General features: G+C 35.3%; 15 protein-coding genes. 13 read left to right on the top strand and 2 right to left on the bottom strand.

Annotated features, from left to right (window positions below; translation table 11 throughout):
- Positions 1-22 precede the first annotated feature (22 nt).
- The 4 genes from IGL48_RS09725 to IGL48_RS09710 all read left to right on the top strand — a co-directional run bounded on the left by IGL48_RS09725 (position 23) and on the right by IGL48_RS09710 (position 4,591).
- Positions 23-1,768: an ATP-dependent nuclease gene (locus tag IGL48_RS09725; protein WP_010815200.1), complete on the top strand. Its 1,746-nt coding sequence runs from the start codon at positions 23-25 to the stop codon at positions 1,766-1,768.
- Positions 1,768-3,315, top strand: coding sequence for a UvrD-helicase domain-containing protein (locus IGL48_RS09720; RefSeq protein ID WP_002384241.1), 1,548 nt, complete (start codon positions 1,768-1,770; stop codon positions 3,313-3,315). Before IGL48_RS09725 ends, IGL48_RS09720 begins: the two co-directional genes overlap by 1 nt.
- 86 nt (positions 3,316-3,401) lie before the next feature.
- Positions 3,402-3,902: a hypothetical protein gene (locus IGL48_RS09715; RefSeq protein WP_002384242.1), complete on the top strand. Its 501-nt coding sequence runs from the start codon at positions 3,402-3,404 to the stop codon at positions 3,900-3,902.
- Between the two features lie 83 nt (positions 3,903-3,985).
- Complete coding sequence (locus IGL48_RS09710; protein ID WP_002384243.1) at positions 3,986-4,591, top strand: hypothetical protein; 606 nt, start codon at positions 3,986-3,988, stop codon at positions 4,589-4,591.
- 385 nt (positions 4,592-4,976) lie between these two features.
- On the opposite strand, the gene IGL48_RS09705 is transcribed toward IGL48_RS09710, so the two are convergent.
- Positions 4,977-5,579, bottom strand: coding sequence for a YczE/YyaS/YitT family protein (locus IGL48_RS09705; RefSeq protein WP_002384244.1), 603 nt, complete (start codon positions 5,577-5,579; stop codon positions 4,977-4,979).
- An 84-nt stretch (positions 5,580-5,663) separates the two neighbouring features.
- Positions 5,664-6,443 carry an SDR family oxidoreductase gene (locus IGL48_RS09700; RefSeq protein WP_002359767.1) on the bottom strand — a complete coding sequence of 260 codons (780 nt, stop codon included), beginning with the start codon at positions 6,441-6,443 and terminating at the stop codon, positions 5,664-5,666.
- Positions 6,444-6,858: 415 nt separating this feature from the next.
- Here IGL48_RS09700 and rseP point away from each other — a divergent pair, with 415 nt between their 5' ends.
- The 9 genes from rseP to IGL48_RS09655 all read left to right on the top strand — a co-directional run bounded on the left by rseP (position 6,859) and on the right by IGL48_RS09655 (position 18,489).
- A complete protein-coding gene (gene rseP / locus IGL48_RS09695; RefSeq protein WP_002362168.1) occupies positions 6,859-8,127 on the top strand; it encodes an RIP metalloprotease RseP in 1,269 nt (422 codons plus the stop codon).
- 71 nt (positions 8,128-8,198) lie between these two features.
- On the top strand, positions 8,199-9,917 hold the full coding sequence (locus IGL48_RS09690; protein ID WP_002372134.1) for a proline--tRNA ligase: 1,719 nt from the start codon (positions 8,199-8,201) through the stop codon (positions 9,915-9,917).
- Positions 9,918-10,432: 515 nt separating this feature from the next.
- A complete protein-coding gene (locus tag IGL48_RS09685) occupies positions 10,433-10,969 on the top strand; it encodes a hypothetical protein (protein WP_002384245.1) in 537 nt (178 codons plus the stop codon).
- A 12-nt stretch (positions 10,970-10,981) separates the two neighbouring features.
- Entirely contained in the window at positions 10,982-11,323 is a 342-nt protein-coding gene (locus IGL48_RS09680) for a hypothetical protein (RefSeq protein WP_002384246.1), read from the top strand.
- Between the two features lie 51 nt (positions 11,324-11,374).
- The gene (locus IGL48_RS09675; protein WP_113825967.1) at positions 11,375-11,920 is read left to right on the top strand and encodes a hypothetical protein; all 546 of its coding nucleotides are present in this window, start codon (positions 11,375-11,377) and stop codon (positions 11,918-11,920) included.
- Between the two features lie 13 nt (positions 11,921-11,933).
- Complete coding sequence (locus IGL48_RS09670; protein ID WP_202518452.1) at positions 11,934-13,247, top strand: hypothetical protein; 1,314 nt, start codon at positions 11,934-11,936, stop codon at positions 13,245-13,247.
- A 13-nt stretch (positions 13,248-13,260) separates the two neighbouring features.
- Entirely contained in the window at positions 13,261-13,551 is a 291-nt protein-coding gene (locus tag IGL48_RS09665) for a hypothetical protein (RefSeq protein WP_010815196.1), read from the top strand.
- A 3-nt stretch (positions 13,552-13,554) separates the two neighbouring features.
- Positions 13,555-13,890 carry a hypothetical protein gene (locus IGL48_RS09660; RefSeq protein ID WP_002384251.1) on the top strand — a complete coding sequence of 112 codons (336 nt, stop codon included), beginning with the start codon at positions 13,555-13,557 and terminating at the stop codon, positions 13,888-13,890.
- 243 nt (positions 13,891-14,133) lie between these two features.
- Positions 14,134-18,489, top strand: a complete 4,356-nt coding sequence (locus tag IGL48_RS09655; protein WP_002384252.1) for a PolC-type DNA polymerase III — start codon at positions 14,134-14,136, stop codon at positions 18,487-18,489.
- Positions 18,490-18,493 lie beyond the last annotated feature (4 nt).

Here is an 18,493-nt window from a genome sequence, read left to right as displayed (position 1 = left end):
GTTTTAATAAGGAGGCTTTTCTATGAAATTAAGTAGGCTTATGATTGAGAACTTTAGAAATTTTGAAGATGTAGCTATTAATTTATCTAATAAAAATGTTGTATTTGGTATGAATGACGTTGGAAAAACTAATTTACTTTGTTCGTTAAGATGTTTGTTAGATCGTAAAATAAGATCTGACGGTTTCTCTGAAAGTGATTATTATCATAGAGATACGTCTAATGTCATAAAAATCAGTCTTGAAGTTGATCTAACAGATCGTCAGACTGATAGAGATTCACAGCATATAATCTCAAAAGTTGGTGGTTCAAGGGACAGTTCAGAGCTAAACAGATTCTATTTTCAAGTTATAGGAACCTTTGATCATAGTGAGGCCCTAGGTGTTCCAGAATTATTTTGGGGTAATAACTTGGATAGTATGCATAAAATTCCTCAAAATGGTAGCTTTTCGGATATCGATAGATTATTTAATATTATCTATGTTGATCCAACTATTGATTTAGATTATGTTTTTTCTAAAAACAGAAAAAAATTATTTGATCAAAAAAAATTAACAAATGAGGATATAGTTATTTCGCAAGAGATTTCAGATTTGACGTTTGAAATGAATAGGAAAATTAGTTCTATGGAAGTTATGCGGAATTTTCAAAAGGAACTAACAGATGAGTATCATCAACTGAAAAAAGAGGATATAACAATTGAATTACAATCGGAGATGGCAATAAAAGGTTTCTTTAGTGATATACACCCGTATATAAAAAGAGAAGGAGATAATGCACTTTATCCTACATCAGGGGATGGTAGAAAAAAAATATTAGCTTATTCTCTTTTGAATTATTTAACGAAAGAATATGATTCTGATAGAATAACCATTTATTTGATAGAAGAGCCAGAAAATAGTTTACATCGTTCTATGCAAGTAGCTCTATCAAAGCAATTGTTTGATTATTCTGTGTATGGCTATTTTATCTTATCCACTCATTCGTCAGAATTATTATATGAAATGGATGAGGCTTCTCTTGTTAGAATATACTCACAAAACAAAACTGACTGTAAATCCTATATGTATAATGTGCCCGAACAATTTAAATCAATAAAGAAAGAACTGAATGAATCATTAACAACAGCGCTGTTTTCAGATCGTGTGTTGCTCATAGAGGGCCCTTCAGAGAAGGCGTTATTTGAAAAAATATTGTCAATTGTTAGTCCAATTTATGAATTAGAGGGCGGATATCTGTTATTAGTAGATGGTATTAAATTCAAACCATACTTTGATATATTAAAAGAGTTGGAAATACTACCTATTATCAAAACTGACAATGATTTGAAAGCTAAAAGAGGAGATATAAAGTCATTCGATACTATCGGGTTCAATCGTTGCTTAAATATTATTGGTAAAAAAAATTTAGAAGCTATTACAATTGATTACTCATCGAAGGATGAGAATGGAAAATTAATTTGGTTAATAAGCGATAAGGAGAGGATGGTTTTTGATAAAAAAAGAGAGTTATATGAGTTTAACGGAGCTTGTATCAGAGAATTTGAAAAGAATAATATATTCATTTCAAAAGTTGATTTAGAGAACGATTTATTCGAGGTTATTCCAGAAAAGCTGACAAATGTTTTTGGTGATAATCCTGTAGATACTCTCCAAGATAAGAAGTTATTAAATATGTTAAAACTTATTGATAATTTGAATGATGAAGAGTGCTATAAAATTTTTAATCATGATAGATTTAAAGCTTTAAAAAGATTGGTGGAGAGTTAATGGAAATCGTCGATGAGCAAGTAAGAAAAGATATCTTAGCTGCTAGCGGTAATATTATAGTTTCTGCTAGTGCTGGGTCGGGTAAAACCACAATAATGGTTAATAAAATCCTAAAAAAAATGAGTGAAATTTCAGATCATAAAACAGTTGCTGCAATAACTTTTACGGTTAAGGCTACAGAGGAAATAAAAAGAAAGTCAAAACAAATTGGAGGGAACAATAAATTTGTTGTAATGACTAACGACTCTTTTGTTGAATATGAAATCATAAGACCATTTTTGATAGATGCTTTCGGCGAAATGTATAATAATGATTTTGTGATTAGTTATGAGGATTCTGTAAAATCTGGTTCTTTTGATGAAGGTCTAAATATATTAGAAAAGAGTAATAAACTAGGAACTTATCATAACATTAAAAGAAATTTTAAGTTTGAATTAGCAAAAAAAGTATTAGAACAAAGTACAGCGGCTCAAGAATATTTTAAATCAAAATACACAATGATCTTTTTGGATGAATATCAAGACTCTGATACAGATATGCATAATCTATTTATGTATATAAAAAACGTGTTATTGATTGATCTTTTTATTGTAGGAGATGGTAAACAAGCCATATATCTATGGAGAGGTGCACAGAGAAATATTTTTAATCAACTAGAAAATGAAGGGATGCAAAGATTTGAATTAGTAACTAATTTTAGAAGTCATTTTGAAATTGTTAATTATGCTAATCTTATGCATAATGCTTCTCAGTTCAGAGACGATTATTCTAAAGAAGTAACTCATGTTGTTCATTGCAGGACCAATGACTATGTTAGCTCTATTAATGAGCTTTGTGAGTCCAATATAGTGGATAAAAATAAAAATATAACAATTATTGCAAATATAAACAATGATGCAAAAGATATTTCTGATAATTTAAATGCACAAGGATTTAATTTTGTTTTTATTCCTAAAACACCATTAGATGACGGGTCTGAAAATGCTAATGTATTAAAAGTAATTGCCTGTTACTTATTGGATGATAACTATTCTGTCTTTGACATCGCTGAAGTATTGAGAGTAGAGCAAAATAGAACGTTACTGAATAAAATTGATAGTTTATTAAAGCCTCTAAAGAAACTAGTGCCATTGTCATCTAATCAAACTAAAGACGATATTAGTATCTCCTTTTTTGAATCTATTACTAAATTTAATAACTACTTAGGGATGAATATAACAAATGATGAAAAAGTATTATTGTTAGATAGTGTTACAAACAAGTATTTCTATCCAGCGTTTATAAAATCTAATGATTTGCATAAGGTTATGACTGTTTTCGGTTCAAAAGGCCTGGAATTTAATCAAGTGATTAGTTTTGCTAATTACTATAGCTTCAATGATGAAAGTAAAAAAAATAATCACTATGTTTGTGTAACTAGGGCTGAAGAAAAATTTGTGATGATGGAGGGAGAATTTGGGAAATATAGTGAACAAATTGGCAGAAAATTAATAGAAAGGGGGATAGATAGTGAAAGTACAACCTTCAAGTTGATAGATCATATCTAATTTAAAAATAAAATGGTTTCTATCGTTTAATAATCAATAGGCCGAAACAAAAATATTTAAATTAAAGAAACGCGGAGGGATTAACAATGCTGGAAAAATTTAGAGAGGATATTATTTCTTTAAGTGGTATAAGAGACAATAAGAAGAATTATAAATTCTTCTTTGATGAAACAAGTAATATTAGAAAGTTTAATCTTACTACTACAGGATTTAATAGTGATGAAAGTAAATTTTTTGTTCTTGGAGGGATTGTGACTGAAAAAGAAATACCATTACAAACTATAGCGATTCTATGGGAAAGTATTCCAGAATCTAAGAAACAAGATGAACTAAAATTTAATACTGTTAGGCAAGGAGCAAAAGATTTTCCTAATTTATTGAAGAAACCCTATTTCCAAAAAGTGATTAACTGGTTATATGAAAATAATTACTGGATTCATTTTGAATATATGGATAATTTTTACTATAGCACTGTAGACATTATTGATAGTTTACCTTTTGCATCTAGTATAGGGAGTATTGAGAATTCTAGACATTTTAAAACAGCGTTATATCAGGCTATTAAATTCGATAAAAAAAAAGTTTAGATGTGTTTAGAAATAATACATATCCTAATGTGAAGAATCCCATATTGTTTTTATGTTCTATTGAGGAGCTTATAAATAACTATATGAAGTCTGATGAATATGAAGCATATTATTTTGAAAAAGAAGATATAACTTTAGAAATTATTAAGAAAGAAATAACACAAGCGAAAAAGCTGGGGTTGCCATTACTTATTAATAATAAACCTGGAAAATTGATTGAAGAGTATTATCAGATGTATCTTCAAAGATTGGTTCTATTTAATAATTCGGAATTAATATTCGACCATGAAATAGATGTTGAAGAAAAATTAGGTAGTTTAGATGTGGGAAATAAAAATTTTATATTTGTAGAATCCAGCATTTTGAAAGCAAAAGAGAAATCAGAATTTCTTGGCGAAGAAACTCATAAGCTTGTTCAACTATCAGATATAGTTGTTGGAATAATGGGAATGTTTTTGAATTATATAAATAGTAGTGATGAAAAGTTTTTGCAGAATATTTATGAAGCGACTAATTGGAATGAAAAACAATGTCAAGTATATGATAAATGGGTTAGCATTATAAATAATTCGATCCAAGAGAATAGTTTTTTTAAGATGGCAGTTGCGGATGAATTTATTGAACACAAATTTAATTTTTTTACAGGTGAAAGATTCAAAAGAGTCATAAAAAATACACAGAATAGTTAAAGGATTTATAGACTAACGTTTCAATGTTTTATAATAAGAATTAATGATAGTATTATGCATGCCCATGCTATTTTATTTAACTCCGTTGTTAACTATGATTGAACTTTCTTTGTCTAATTATTAGTGATTAAGAGTAAGGATTTACTCATTAGTGATTCGTATATTTACTGACTTTTTCCAACTCTTTCTAATGAAATCTCTATTGGAAGGGTCAGTAGGATAGTTTTTCACTCTACCAACAAAATAATCAACCAAAATAACAACGGAAAGCCAAACAAGAAACATACTAATCATGCTTCTTCAAAGAAGCACAAATAAAAAAGCGATGACTCGAGAAGAAAATCTCTATGAAGTCATCGCTTTTTCTTATATTTTAGTTAAAAAATTATTTTACTAAAGGTTGAAGTAACTTGTTCCAAAAACTAATAAGTGGGCCAGCACCAAATGCACAAATAATTGTACCAATCCCAATTGGACCACCAGCAATAAAGCCAATTAATAGGACCAACAAATCTTGTGCTTTTCGAACAGAAGCGTAAGGTTTGTTGATTTGTTGACAGATGGTTGGCGCAATCGCATCATAGGGGGATTCGCCTTGATCTGTAGCCATGTATAAGGCGCAGCCAAATGTAAAAATCAGGACTCCGAAGAATAAAGAAAGTAGTTTGCCAATTGTTGAGCCTCCTAAACTATTGGCGTAAGGTTGAAGCCAAGTAGAAATCTGTTGAATCAAAATTCCTACTAAAAGCATATTTAAAATAGTTCCTAGACCAATGGCTTTTTTGTTTTTTAAATAGACATAGAATAGAATAAACGCATTGACAATAATTTGAAAAATGCCTAATTGCATACCAAACATCGAAGAAAGTCCGATATTCATAGCAGTGAAAGGATCAACTCCTAAACCTGCCACTCTTAAAGTGGATGCGCCAATCCCGATAATAACTAAACCAATTAAAATTAAAAGAACATTTTTGACTAGTTTCATGATAAGCCTCCTGAATAGATTTTGTGTGTGATAGTACAAAGTCTGCAACAAAAATTCATAGAGAATTTTGTTGCAGACTACTTTTTAACCAGCTCCGTGTTGGAACGAAGGGTATAGAGACATCCCGCCATCTACAAAGAGTGTTGTTCCAGTTACGTATGAGGATTCATCAGAAGCTAACCAAGCGGCCGCAGCAGCTACTTGATTGGGTTTACCAATAATGCCCATAGGAACCATGCTTGTTGTTTGTTTTAACTGTTCGGGATCGGAAAATTTTTCAGCATTAATAGGTGTGTTAATCGCTCCAGGTGCAATACAGTTGGCACGAATACCATATTCCGCATATTCCAAAGCGATTGTTTTCGTGAACATTTCGGTTGCGCCTTTACTTGCCGCATAGTGGGCGAACGTTGGCCAAGGAATTCTTTGGTGAACGGAGGACATATTAATGATTGACCCTTTGATTTTTTGATCTCTAAATATTCGGAGTGCCTCTCTAGAACCCAAAAAGACACCGTTTAAATTGACATCAATGACACGTTGCCATTCTTTTAATGGCATATCAATTGTCGGAAAAGAAGCCTCCACACCGGCGTTATTTACCCAAATGTCAACATGACCAAACTCTTTTAAAGCGGTTTCAGCTAACGCTTTAATATCTTCTTCATTAGAGACATCAGCCTTCACGAATTTTACGCGGTCTGCGTGCTTGGCTTGAACATCTTCAAATTCTTTAGGCAGCTCACCGACATAGTCAGCAACAACATTCATGCCCTCTAAGATATAACGCAGAGTAATAAATAATCCTAAACCCGTAGCTGCACCAGTGACAACGGCCACTTTACCATGTAATTCTCCATACATTGATTCATTCCCCCTAAAATTACTATTAATACTTTCATGGTAGCACATGTCAATCAGCGTGTTGATAAAATACGACAAACTGTCGGAAAAGTTTATGGTCTAAAGTTAGCTACTATTGTTGAAGGTCTTTAAAAAAATACTGGTCGTAGTAATCAATTCCTCTCATTTATAGAGTTTTCTAAAAAAACACAAAATATCCAGACGAAGTGGTCAAGTCCAATGGTTATTTATGAGTGAATATGCTAAAATAAAACTTGTCTTACATAAGGAAAGATTTGTTCACTAACAGTGGCGACTGTTCTCAGTAAACAGTTGCACTGGTTTATCGGGAAGGGAACAGAGCAAGTTTTACGAGACTTTCCCATGTAATAATAAAAAGCACTGAACGTCAGTGAATGAAGGAAGAAGGACATCTATGAAAACAATTATCACATTCATTATTGTCTTCGGTATTCTTGTCCTCGTACATGAATTTGGCCACTTTTATTTTGCAAAACGAGCGGGTATTTTAGTTCGTGAGTTTGCAATCGGAATGGGACCAAAGATTTTTGCGCATCGTGGAAAAGATGGCACCACTTATACGATTCGCTTATTGCCGATTGGTGGCTATGTGCGAATGGCTGGGATGGGCGAAGACATGACAGAAATCACACCAGGTATGCCTCTATCTGTTGAGTTAAATGCCGTGGGTAATGTGGTTAAAATTAATACAAGTAAAAAAGTACAATTACCTCATAGTATTCCGATGGAAGTCGTTGATTTTGATCTTGAAAAAGAATTATTCATCAAGGGCTATGTCAATGGAAACGAGGAAGAAGAAACTGTTTATAAAGTTGACCATGATGCAACGATTATTGAAAGTGATGGAACCGAGGTGCGGATTGCGCCACTTGACGTTCAATTTCAATCAGCGAAATTATCGCAACGCATTTTGACGAACTTTGCGGGACCCATGAATAACTTTATCTTAGGGTTTATTCTGTTTACGTTAGCGGTTTTTCTACAAGGAGGCGTCACTGATTTAAACACGAACCAAATTGGACAAGTGATTCCTAATGGCCCAGCCGCAGAAGCTGGGTTGAAAGAAAACGATAAAGTCTTATCGATTAATAATCAAAAAATCAAAAAATACGAAGATTTTACAACCATTGTGCAGAAGAACCCCGAAAAGCCGTTAACGTTCGTAGTTGAGCGTAACGGCAAAGAAGAGCAACTAACAGTGACACCAGAAAAACAAAAAGTGGAAAAACAAACGATTGGTAAAGTCGGCGTTTATCCTTATATGAAAACCGATTTACCGTCAAAATTGATGGGCGGTATTCAGGATACTTTAAATAGTACGACACAGATTTTTAAAGCACTCGGCTCACTATTCACAGGCTTTAGTTTAAACAAACTAGGTGGGCCAGTCATGATGTTTAAGTTATCGGAAGAAGCATCCAATGCTGGAGTAAGTACAGTTGTATTCTTAATGGCCATGTTGTCAATGAACTTAGGGATTATTAATTTGTTGCCGATCCCAGCTTTAGATGGCGGGAAAATTGTCTTAAACATTATTGAAGGTGTACGTGGAAAACCAATTAGTCCTGAAAAAGAAGGCATCATTACGTTAATTGGCTTTGGGTTTGTCATGGTGTTAATGGTGTTAGTTACTTGGAACGATATTCAACGCTTTTTCTTTTAAGGAGAAAGCTTAAGTAAAAAAGTGTGTAAAGAAATCAAAAATAGTTGATTTTAAAATAGAGGAGAGTTTTAATGAAACAGTCAAAAATGTTAATTCCAACGTTAAGAGAAGTACCAAATGATGCAGAAGTCTTAAGTCATCAAATTCTGTTGCGCGCAGGCTATATTCGTCAAGTCGCTGCAGGGATCTATTCTTATTTACCTTTAGCCAATCGTGTTTTAGAAAAATTAAAAACGATTATGCGAGAAGAATTTGAGAAAATTGATGCAGTTGAAATGTTAATGCCTGCGTTATTACCAGCAGAACTTTGGAAAGAATCAGGACGTTATGAAACTTATGGACCTAACTTGTATCGCTTAAAAGATCGCAATGACCGTGACTATATCTTAGGCCCAACGCATGAAGAAACCTTCACAGAATTAATTCGTGATGAAATCAATTCTTACAAACGATTACCTTTGAATTTATACCAAATTCAAACAAAATATCGTGATGAAAAACGCCCACGTTCTGGCTTATTAAGAGGCCGTGAATTTATCATGAAAGATGGCTATTCTTTCCATGCCGATGAAGCTAGTTTAGATCAATCATACCGTGATTACGAAAAAGCTTACTCACGCATTTTTGAACGCTGTGGACTAGAATTCCGTGCCATTATTGGGGACGGTGGTGCCATGGGTGGTAAAGATTCTAAAGAATTTATGGCGATTTCTGAAATTGGGGAAGATACTATTTGCTATTCAACAGAAAGTGATTATGCTGCCAATTTAGAAATGGCAACAAGTCTTTATACGCCGAAAAAATCACATGAAACACAATTAGATTTAGAAAAAATTGCAACACCAGAAGTGGGTACAATTGCCGAAGTGGCAAACTTCTTTGAAGTTGAGCCACAACGTATTATTAAATCAGTACTATTTATTGCCGATGAAGAGCCAGTAATGGTCTTGGTTCGTGGCGATCATGATGTCAATGATGTCAAATTGAAAAACTTCTTAGGCGCTGATTTCCTAGATGAAGCAACAGAAGAAGATGCTCGCCGTGTCTTAGGAGCGGGCTTTGGTTCAATTGGTCCAGTCAATGTTGCCGAAGATGTTAAAATTTATGCAGATTTAGCTGTTCAAGATTTAGCCAACGCCATTGTTGGGGCTAATGAAGATGGCTATCATTTGACAAATGTAAATCCAGATCGTGACTTCCAACCAATTAGTTACGAAGATTTACGCTTTGTTCAAGAAGGCGATCCTTCTCCTGATGGCAATGGTGTCTTAGCCTTTACTAAAGGAATCGAAATTGGTCATATCTTTAAATTAGGAACGCGTTATAGTGATGCTATGGGCGCAACAGTTTTAGATGAAAACGGTCGTGAAAAATCAGTGATCATGGGTTGCTATGGCATCGGCGTTAGTCGTTTACTTTCAGCAATCGTTGAACAAAATGCAGACGAGCGCGGTATTAATTGGCCAACAGGGATTGCGCCATTTGATTTACACGTGGTCCAAATGAATGTGAAAGATGAGTATCAAACAAAACTATCACAAGAAGTTGAAGCAATGATGACCGAAGCGGGCTACGAAGTATTAGTTGATGACCGCAACGAGCGTGCAGGCGTAAAATTTGCTGATGCTGATTTAATTGGTTGTCCAATCCGTATCACAGTCGGTAAAAAAGCAGTCGATGGTGTGGTAGAAGTCAAAATCAAACGTACTGGTGAAATGTTGGAAGTACGCAAAGAAGAATTAGAAAGTACACTTTCTATTTTGATGAACACAACATCAGAAGTAGAATAAATAAACAAACTTAATAACAGTATAAAGCTTAAAACGAAATCAAAGTTTCTCTGATTTTGTTTTAAGCTTTTTTAATGTAATAAAAAACTTAAATGTCTCAAGCTATAAACAATATTCGATTTTAAAGATTAATCTATATAAAATTATTTCCTTTATTGTTTTTAATAATAAGAGAAATAAATAAGTGGTTTAAGCTGATTAAATGATATTTTTTTGTTTTTAAACAAATTTTTCATATATAGATAGAATTTAAAATTATATTTACAGTAATTATATGTTAATGATATTATAAAATGGTGGCTAATTAATTAGATTGAATAGAGGAGGTTATAACCAATAAAAAATAGGTTAGAAAATTAAAGAAAATACTCTTTCAGAACAGAAACGATTGAATGAAGTTAGGTTAGTAAAGGGAACCCAGTAGCATTGGCGCTGTACTAGTGAAAGGGATTTATGGGACGAATCCAATAGAATGTTAAAACACGATTGTACATAAAAAGAAAGGAGGGAAGCTAGTGAAAAAAGGAAGATGGTGGCTAATTGGTTTAGTTACTGCATTACTAATCATAATAGGAATTGGAGGGAAACAATATATGGATAAAAAAGCAATAGAAAAAGATTACCAACAAGGAATCGATTTAATTCAAAAATATGTGTCAAACTATTTGGTAGAAAACTATGAAGGCATTGAGAAGATTGAGTGGCAAGGTGTTGGCGTGGAATGGCGGAATGCAAAAGGGTATGGGACATCGTTGTTGGGGAATTATGTGAAAAGCGATGTTAAGTTATTTATTTCTCAAAATAGTTACATTAAACTACATTTTCTCTTGACTGATGAAACAGAATACAACGAAGAATTAAAAAAATATGTTCAAAGTGATGTTCTTAATTCTGAAAACATAGATTCTATGTTAGAAATGGAAATCCGGAATGCTAATAGACGATTTAATGACAAAGAAAAAATAAAACTTCAGCAAGTTAGGAAAAAAACAGTAAAGCTATCGATACCTAAAATTATTTATAATTTAGATATTTATGAATTGAAGTATTAGGAGGTTAGTGTAATGAGCAATGAAATTACAACAGAAGTGTTAGCTAAAGCAATTGACGACACCAAAGATAGAGTAAAAGAGATTAGAATCGGAGAAGAATTCAAGTTAGAAATTAATCAACGAAAGGAAAGCTTTCAACTTATAAACAAAGCCGCCAGCACCCAATCCAGCCAACTAAATGCCATGGCCATCGCGCCTTTAGATGACCAAGGTAAACCTGACTATAACAACGTCGCTGTCGTGTACGCTGGTACCAATTCCTTTGGGGATGAAGGTAAAAAAGGCTTTGAAACAGCTGGAACAGCTTTTGTAGGTGGACTTTCTGAAGAATATCAGGAAGCCAGAATATCTTAACATAGAAGTTTTAAAAAATTAGTGTACATAAAAAAGAAAGGAGGAAAGCCAGTGAAAAAAAGAAAATGGTGGCTAATTGGTTTAGCTACTGTCGTGTTAATTATTTTAGGAATAGGAGGAAAACAATACATGGATAAAAAAGCAATAGAAAAGGATTACCAACAAGGGATCGATTTGATTCAAAAATATGTATCGAACTATTTAGTAGAAAACTATGAAGGCATTGAGAAGATTGAGTGGCAAGGTGTTGGCGTGGAATGGCGGAATGCAAAAGAGTATGGGACATCGTTGTTGGGGAATTATGTGGATAGTGACGTGAGAATTTATGTATCTGAGGATAATTATTTTACGATGTCGTTTACGTTAAATTACAATACTGAGTACGATGATAAACTTGAAAAATATATTCAATTAGATTATCTAAGACCTCAAAAAATAGATTCTATTTTAGTGTTGGAGGTAGAAAATGCAACAAAAGGCTTGAATATAGGAGACAAATTAGAGATATCAGAGTCTAAAAAAATTAAAAAATCTTCTGAAGGAAGTTCAAATGCAAAAGTAATCTCTAATTTAGAGATTCATGAATTAGTTTATTAGGAGGCATGTTTTAGTGAGTGATGAAATGACTACTGAAGTTTTAGCAAAATCAATAGATTCAGCAAAAAAAATCGTTCAAAATAGAGAAAATGGAAATAAAATATCTATTCAAGGGCTAGAGGAAGATTATTACCTTATAAACAAAGCCGCCAGCACCCAATCCAGCCAACTAAATGCCATGGCCATCGCGCCTTTAGATGACCAAGGTAAACCTGACTATAACAACGTCGCTGTCGTGTACGCTGGTACCAATTCCTTTGGGGATGAAGGTAAAAAAGGCTTTGAAACAGCTGGGATAGCTTTCGTAGGTGGACTTTCTGAAGAATATCAGGAAGCTGAAAAATTTTTAAAACAAACGCAGCAAAAAATCGCCTCGCAAAACGGCACAATTACCGATGTTGCAGGCTTTAGTCAATCAGGTGGCTACATGATGAAAATGGCAGGGAAATACGGGCAAGAAATGGGCTTTCGTACCACCAGTTTTGATGATTGGGGCCGCAATCAATTTGAACGTTTAACGACGAGTGAAAAACAGTGGCTACAAGAAAATCCAGAATTTTTGATTCGCTACCAAAATGATTCGTGGGCAGCACTGTCAGGACGTGATAGTAAATATGGCACGATTTCTTCGATTTCAGGGGTTGGTGAACATAATACTTTAGCTAACTATTTTGATGGAGACGACTTGGATTTGGATCGTTTAGCCAAAGATGGCATTTTCGCACCGAATATGACTTTGGAGCAAGTCAAGTTAGCAGCGAAAGTCTGGGCAAAGAAAAATGGCGACTGGGATCCCACCACAAATAATGAAGCCGAAGCGAAAAAACGAGTGCAGGAGTACTTAGAACTCTATGGCGAATTTGCGCAAACGAATGCGAATTTGGAAAAATTAAAATCTGGTACTGATAAAGCTATTCGTTCTTTACATACAAAAATTGCCAGTGCTTCTGGCGGTCAAAAAATCAAGTTACGAGCAGACTTGGCATTACAGGTAGCTAATCAGGCTAGGACAATCGGTGAAGAAGCGGAGAAATTGTTGAAACAAAGCCAGCAAGACACAGAACAAGCGTTAGCAGAAATTTCCAAGGAAATTTTAACAAGTGCCAATGAAATAAGACAATATTTGTCTTATTCTGAGGTCCAAGCAATGATTGCACCCTATGAAAAAAGTCGTTTGTGGAACGAGGCACAGGCCAGTCACAATCGGAAACGAGTTCAACAATATAATCAAAAACTGATGACATTTAGTGAAAAGTTAACAACTGCGGCTAAAAATATTCAAGAATATGATCGCCAAGCAGGTAATCAGTTATTTGCACAGAGATGAAAGGATGTTGCACATGGATGAACTGGAAAGAGAACTTCAATTGGAATTAGAACGTGTACAAAAGATACAAGAACGCCAAGCCATTCAAGCTGTGATTACAGCAAAACAAACCAGAATCGCAACCATCAAACAAACCTCCACACATACAATCAAGAAACTTTCAGAATTGATGAGCAAACAATCAAAAACTACCTTGCCTTCTTCCTTAAAAGGTGCCTTCCAAGGGCAAGTGGCGGACGCAGCGAGCCATTATTTGAAAGCGATTCCTGACGCAAATTTAAAAACACCAGCAAAAGGAGGTTAAGAGATGACACCGGAAGAAAAACGCCGCAGTTACCAGATGATTGAAGACAACTATTATCAAGAAAAGCGCAGAATCAATCAACAACAGCAACATGTTTTCACTGAAATCCAGCGATTTAGACAACAAACGAACCAACTAGTAGACAAGGTGGCTTATTTTACTAGAAATGATACTTGGGACAAACGAATGTTTCATCATCAAATAGCCACCAGTTTAGATGAAGTGAAACGAACAGAAAATCGGTTTGTTTCAATCCTAGAAGAAACAGAACAAGCCATGCGGAAAAATTATCGAAAAGAGATTGAGAAATTGGAAGAAATGGCAAGAATAGATTTGTAAGGGATTGGTAAATACGGATTGACAGGATGTCTTTTTGTTCAATATGTTCAAACAAATAATGGAATTCTTCAGGAGTACATTATTCTTGTTCTCTAATTTTTAGCAAGCCAGTGACGGAACAAGATTGTTTTTTTACAAAAAACGAGTATACTTAATAGAGAAGCGAATGCAGAGAAACCGAAAAAAGGCACTTGACAGATTTGTCTGAGGGCCTTTTTTCAATGATAGAAGGAGGTTCATTTTGTGACAGAAAAAGCACGCGATTTATTTGATAAACTGATGACGCAAATTCAGTTAGATGACACAGCGAAAGAACATCCCTTAATTCAAAATGGCCGGATTGACAAGGTCATTGTTCACCAACAAAGTCGCTTATGGGAATTTCATTTAAGTTTTGATGAATTGATGCCAGTGATGCTATATCAAACATTTATGCAACAATTGGAACTAGCTTTTCAACAAATTGCGCAGGTTTCCGTTCAAATAACCACAAATCAGACAACATTTACAGAGGAACAATTAACGGATTATTGGCAGTTGGCCTTGTTAAATAGTCAATGCAATACGCCGTTAGTTCAGAAAGTCTTAAAAACACAGACACCACAATTTGAAGATCGGAAAATTATTTTACCTGTTGATAATGAAGCAGTTATTCCTTATTTGAAGCAACAATATTTACCAATTATTGAGGAACTTTATTTCTCTTACGGGTTTCCTAAATTTCATATTGAACCAAAAATGGATCAACAGCAAGCTGCAGAAGTGCTGAAAAAGTTTGAAGAGCAAAAATTAGAACAAGCCGCAGCCTTTCAACAACAAGCTGCTGAATCGCTTGTTAAACATGAACAAATGAAAAAAGAAAAACAACAACAAGCGCCTGCGTTTGATGGTCCAATTCGTTTAGGTCGGAATATTCCCAATGATGAACCCGTTATGCCAATGGGAAATATACTGGAAGAAGAACGTCGGATAACGATTGAAGGCTTTATTTTTGATAAAGAAGTGCGTGAATTGCGTTCTAAACGAAAAATTTTAATTTTGAAAATAACTGATTATACTTCCTCTTTCGTGGTGAAGAAATTTTCGAATGGGGAAAAAGATGAACAAGTTTTTGATGCGATTCAACCGCAAAGTTGGATTCGTGTTCGTGGTAGTGTACAAGAAGATACCTTCATGCGTGATTTAGTCATGAATGCTCAAGATTTGATGGAAGTCGCCCATGCGCCAAGAAAAGACTACGCGCCAGAAGGTGAAAAACGTGTAGAATTACACATGCATAGTAACATGAGTACAATGGATGCGACCAATAAAGTCGGTGACTTGGTGGCGCAAGCGGGGAAATGGGGTCACAAGGCCATCGCAATTACGGATCATGGCGGCGCCCAAGCGTTTCCTGATGCCCATGCTGCAGGTAAAAAAGCAGGCGTTAAAATTTTATACGGCGTGGAAGCCAATATTGTTGATGATGGTGTACCCATTGCTTACAACGAAGAACATATTGAATTAACAGATGCTACCTATGTGGTCTTTGACGTGGAAACAACGGGGCTTTCCGCTGTTTATGATACAATTATTGAATTGGCCGCAGTCAAAATGCACAAAGGAAATGTCATTGAGACTTTTGAGCAGTTTATTGATCCTGGCCATCCATTATCTCAAACGACAATCAATTTAACTGGGATTACAGATGAAATGGTGCGCGGTTCAAAATCCGAAGAAGAAGTTTTACGCATGTTTAAAGAGTTTTCAGAAGGAACTATTTTAGTGGCCCACAACGCTTCTTTTGATATGGGGTTCTTAAATACAAGTTATGGCAAACATGGAATACCTGAAGCGGCTAATCCCGTCATCGATACATTAGAATTATCCAGATTCTTGTATCCACATTTCAAAAGCCATCGTCTAAATACCTTATCGAAAAAATTTGGCGTCAACTTAGAACAACATCACCGCGCCATCTATGACTCGGAATCAACAGGTCATTTGTGCTGGATTTTCTTAAAAGAAGCGAAAGAGAATCATGATATGCATTTCCATGATGATTTGAATCGTCATATTGGCGAAGGAGACTCATACAAACGAGCTCGACCTTTCCATGCAACGATTTTAGCAACAACTCAAGCAGGATTAAAAAATCTTTTTAAATTAATTTCCATGTCCAATGTAGATTATTTTTTCCGAGTACCACGGATTCCTCGTTCGCAATTATCGAAGTTAAGAGAAGGACTTTTAATCGGTTCCGCATGTTCAAACGGCGAAATTTTTGAAGCAATGATGCAAAAAGGTGTCGAAGAAGCAAAAAATCGTGCCAAATTCTACGATTATATTGAAGTTATGCCCAAACCAGTTTACGCGCCATTAATTGAACAAGAATTGGTGAAAAATGAAGCAGATTTGGAAGAAATTATTAGTAATCTAGTGAAAATCGGTGACGAACTTGGCAAGCTGGTTGTCGCCACTGGAAATGTTCATTATTTAAATGAAGAAGATGCCATCTATCGGAAAATTTTAGTCGGGTCTATGGGTGGCGCTAATCCGTTAAATCGCCATAGTTTACCAAAGGTTCATTTCAGAACCACCGATGAAATGTTAACGGAATTTCAATTTTTAGGACAAGACGTCGCTAAGCGAATTGTAGTAGAAAATCCCAACAAAGTCGCTGATTTATGTGAAGAAGTTATTCCAGTAAAAGACGATTTGTATACGCCAAAAATTCCTGGGTCTGAACAAGAGATCACTGATTTAAGCTACAATCGTGCGCGCGAATTGTATGGCGATCCTTTACCAGAAATTGTCGAAAAACGGTTAGAAAAGGAACTGAATTCGATTAACGGGAATGGTTTCTCGGTCATTTATTTAATTTCTCAAAAACTGGTGCATAAAAGTAATGAAGACGGCTATTTAGTCGGTTCACGGGGCTCTGTCGGTTCGAGTTTTGTTGCGACAATGACAGGGATTACTGAAGTAAATCCTTTAGCGCCACATTATTATTGTCCTGAGTGTCAATATTCTGAGTTCTATGAAGATGGTTCCTATGGTTCAGGGTTTGATATGCCTGAAAAAGCCTGTCCAAAATGTGGTGCTCGATTGTTTAAAGATGGTCACGACATTCCTTTTGAAACGTTCTTAGGGTTCCATGGCGACAAAGTTCCCGATATCGATTTGAACTTTTCTGGCGATTATCAAGCCGAAGCCCATAACTACACGAAAGTTCTTTTTGGTGAAGAATATGTCTACCGGGCAGGAACCATTGGTACAGTAGCCGACAAAACAGCGTATGGCTTTGTTAAAGGATATGAAAGAGATCATAATTTACATTTGCGCGGCGCTGAAATTGATCGCTTAGCTAAAGGTTCAACAGGGGTTAAACGGACGACTGGGCAGCATCCCGGCGGTATTATTGTAATTCCTGATTACATGGATGTTTATGATTTTACGCCAATCCAATACCCTGCAGATGATCAAGAGGCAGAATGGAAAACGACGCACTTTGATTTCCATTCTATTCACGATAATATTTTAAAACTTGATATTCTGGGACATGATGATCCAACCGTGATTCGGATGTTACAAGATTTATCTGGGATTGAGCCAAAAACAATCCCAACAGACGATCCAGAAGTGATGCGTATTTTTGAAGGACCTGATGTTCTAGGTGTGGATGCAGAGCAAATTTATTCTAAAACAGGAACGTTAGGAATTCCTGAATTTGGGACACGTTTCGTTCGAGGTATGTTAGAACAGACCCATCCATCAACTTTTGCAGAATTACTTCAAATTTCTGGACTGTCTCACGGAACCGATGTGTGGTTAGGGAATGCAGAAGAGTTGATTCGCCGTGGCGAAGCCAATCTTGCTGAAGTAATTGGTTGTCGGGATGATATCATGGTATATTTAATTCATGCTGGTTTGGACAGTGGGATGGCCTTTAAGATTATGGAAACGGTACGTAAAGGACAATGGAATAAGATTCCTGATGAACTACGGGATACGTATTTAAATGCGATGAAAGAAAACAACGTCCCTGACTGGTATATTGATTCTTGTTCTAAAATTAAATATATGTTCCCGAAAGCCCATGCGGCAGCATACGTATTAATGGCGTTGCGGGTCGCTTACTTTAAAGTTTATTTCCCAATCTTATATTACTGTGCGTTTTTCTCCGTTCGGGCGGATGACTTCGACTTAGTGGCAATGTCACAAGGGAAAGAAGCTGTGAAAGCACGAATGAAAGAAATTACGGACAAAGGGATGGACGCCTCCACTAAAGAGAAAAACTTATTAACGGTTTTAGAATTATGTAATGAAATGCTGGAACGGGGCTATAAATTTGGCATGATCGATTTGTACAAATCGGATGCTGAAAATTTTGTGATTGAAGGGGATACCTTGATTGCACCTTTCCGAGCAGTGCCAAGTTTAGGACTCAACGTAGCGAAAGCCATTGTCGCTGCGCGAGAAGAGCAACCGTTCTTGTCGAAAGAAGATTTGGCAACACGAGGCAAAGTTTCTAAAACGTTGATTGAATACATGAATGAAAATGGTGTCTTAAAAGACTTGCCAGATGAAAACCAATTATCATTATTTGATATGTTATAAAAGA

The sequence above is a fragment of the Enterococcus sp. DIV1090 genome (assembly GCF_050537975.1).
Classification (GTDB): Bacteria; Bacillota; Bacilli; order Lactobacillales; family Enterococcaceae; genus Enterococcus; species Enterococcus faecalis.
Note: the sequence above shows the minus strand (reverse complement) of the source record. Positions and strands in the feature narration are given on the sequence as shown.

What these genes read in the sequence shown, in the direction of transcription:
- IGL48_RS09725 (WP_010815200.1), top strand. Translation starts at nt 23, where the DNA reads ATGAAATTAAGTAGGCTTATGATTGAGAACTTTAGAAATTTTGAAGAT.
- IGL48_RS09720 (WP_002384241.1), top strand. Translation starts at nt 1,768, where the DNA reads ATGGAAATCGTCGATGAGCAAGTAAGAAAAGATATCTTAGCTGCTAGC.
- IGL48_RS09715 (WP_002384242.1), top strand. Translation starts at nt 3,402, where the DNA reads ATGCTGGAAAAATTTAGAGAGGATATTATTTCTTTAAGTGGTATAAGA.
- IGL48_RS09710 (WP_002384243.1), top strand. Translation starts at nt 3,986, where the DNA reads ATGAAGTCTGATGAATATGAAGCATATTATTTTGAAAAAGAAGATATA.
- IGL48_RS09705 (WP_002384244.1), bottom strand. Translation starts at nt 5,579, where the DNA reads ATGAAACTAGTCAAAAATGTTCTTTTAATTTTAATTGGTTTAGTTATT.
- IGL48_RS09700 (WP_002359767.1), bottom strand. Translation starts at nt 6,443, where the DNA reads ATGTATGGAGAATTACATGGTAAAGTGGCCGTTGTCACTGGTGCAGCT.
- rseP (WP_002362168.1), top strand. Translation starts at nt 6,859, where the DNA reads ATGAAAACAATTATCACATTCATTATTGTCTTCGGTATTCTTGTCCTC.
- IGL48_RS09690 (WP_002372134.1), top strand. Translation starts at nt 8,199, where the DNA reads ATGAAACAGTCAAAAATGTTAATTCCAACGTTAAGAGAAGTACCAAAT.
- IGL48_RS09680 (WP_002384246.1), top strand. Translation starts at nt 10,982, where the DNA reads ATGAGCAATGAAATTACAACAGAAGTGTTAGCTAAAGCAATTGACGAC.
- IGL48_RS09665 (WP_010815196.1), top strand. Translation starts at nt 13,261, where the DNA reads ATGGATGAACTGGAAAGAGAACTTCAATTGGAATTAGAACGTGTACAA.
- IGL48_RS09660 (WP_002384251.1), top strand. Translation starts at nt 13,555, where the DNA reads ATGACACCGGAAGAAAAACGCCGCAGTTACCAGATGATTGAAGACAAC.